Source organism: Bacillus zhangzhouensis, assembly GCF_000715205.1.
GTDB lineage: Bacteria > Bacillota > Bacilli > Bacillales > Bacillaceae > Bacillus > Bacillus zhangzhouensis.
This window is the reverse complement of record NZ_JOTP01000073.1, coordinates 1-1048: the sequence shown is the minus strand read 5'-3', so window position 1 is coordinate 1048 and position 1048 is coordinate 1. Positions and strand designations below refer to the sequence as shown.

Annotated in this window: 3 protein-coding genes and 1 pseudogene; all 4 read right to left on the bottom strand. The window is 34.3% G+C overall.

Annotation, left to right across the window (positions count from 1 at the left end):
• Positions 1-87: pseudogene (locus BA70_RS20750) on the bottom strand (hypothetical protein); the annotation flags it as partial.
• On the bottom strand, positions 81-548 hold the full coding sequence (locus tag BA70_RS18840) for a DUF4885 family protein (protein ID WP_239646720.1): 468 nt from the start codon (positions 546-548) through the stop codon (positions 81-83). The gene BA70_RS18840 and the pseudogene BA70_RS20750, both read right to left, overlap by 7 nt.
• Positions 545-631, bottom strand: a complete 87-nt coding sequence (locus BA70_RS21075) for a hypothetical protein (RefSeq protein WP_476727064.1) — start codon at positions 629-631, stop codon at positions 545-547. Before BA70_RS21075 ends, BA70_RS18840 begins: the two co-directional genes overlap by 4 nt.
• A gap of 25 nt (positions 632-656) precedes the next feature.
• Positions 657-974, bottom strand: coding sequence for a DUF4885 family protein (locus tag BA70_RS19850; RefSeq protein WP_239646721.1), 318 nt, complete (start codon positions 972-974; stop codon positions 657-659).
• Positions 975-1048: the final 74 nt, after the last annotated feature.

The window sequence follows — 1048 nt, the reverse complement described above, 5'->3', positions numbered from 1 at the left end:
ATGCGACATTCTATAGAAATCCTCTGGAATTAATACCTCAGAAGCGAGCGTTAGCGCAGATGGTTCTAAAAAAACAGCACCTAATAATTTGTGTTTTTAGGAATGGACAATCCTTTGCTAGAAAATAAAGCTTGTAATTGTTCATTCACTTTTTGACGATTGAGTATTTTCTTTTCTACACTTTCTTGCGTAGGATCGTACCGTTTTTCATTACGGAAGATGGCGTCATTAAAGTCATATTGACCTCCTTTATTATTCCTTGCCCAACTCATTTCCATAATGTAAGCAGCTTCTCTCTCCACTGTAGTTAGATCATTTCTGAAATAAGGAGAGTATGGATTTCGATATTTATCATATATATGACCTTGAGGATCTTTGAAACGTTTATTTTGTTCATTTATTTTTTCGTATTTTTCATCTAATATTTTCATCCGTCTCTCAGATTCGATCATCACCTCATTTGTACTTTTAATAGCTGGATGGCTATTGAAGTCGGTAAGGTTCTGATTGTTTAGAACAGCTGTTGCGTTTGATGTATTTATCTTCACTTTGATACTCCGTAATTCACCTTTTGTCCAATGTCATATAAAGACCCGTTTTGATAACCAATAGATAACACCAAATCGGGAATAGAATCAAACCCATTTTTGGCTAGATCAAAGAGCTGTGCTCCGTAATGTGAAGCGGCAATCCAGTATTAAATTTGTGTTTTTAGGAATGGACAATCCATTGCTAGAAAATAAAGCTTGCAGTTGTTCGTTCACCTTTTGACGATTGAATAGTTTCTTTTCTACACTTTCTTGAGTAGGATCGTACCGTTTTTCATTACGAAAGGCGGCATCATTAGAATTATAATGTCCTCCTGTTCCATTATTAGCCCATCCAATTTCAATAGAGTAAGCCGCTTCTCTTTCCGATTTGGTTAAATCATTTCTGAAATAAGGGGAGTGTGGATTTCGATACTTATCAAATATATGACCATGAGGGTCTTTAAAACGTTTATTTTGTTAATTTATTTTTTCGTATTTTTAATAATTTATTCTATTTC